A 269-nucleotide genomic window follows, 5' to 3' on the forward strand; every position below is an offset into this window, starting at 1 on the left:
TCCAGCCAGATGAGATGGCGCTCCAGACTATCGTGCTCCATGGGCTCTGCGCTGGAAAGGCGAAGCCGCTCCTGCTGGCGCATGGCAACGAGTTGATCGCGCCTTGTATGGAAGCTGGCAAGCGCCTGCCGGGCCGGATCGGGTGGTGTGCTGGTTGCGGGGCCAAGCGTTTCGCCCATGTGTGCCAGCAGGCGGGCATCGATGGCGTCGGTCTTGGCCAGGCGGCCGGTGGCTCTAGCGAAGTCGCGCGCCCGGGCGGGGTTGACCCG

1 protein-coding gene is annotated in these 269 nt (G+C 67.7%); it reads right to left on the reverse strand.

Annotation, left to right across the window (positions count from 1 at the left end; translation table 11 throughout):
- Positions 1-269 (reverse strand): IS110 family transposase (locus SB816_RS32020; protein WP_410548247.1); only part of this gene is annotated, 269 nt, incomplete at both ends.

It is taken from the genome of Achromobacter sp. SIMBA_011 (assembly GCF_046535435.1).
In the GTDB taxonomy this organism is placed as follows: Bacteria; Pseudomonadota; Gammaproteobacteria; order Burkholderiales; family Burkholderiaceae_B; genus Achromobacter; species Achromobacter dolens.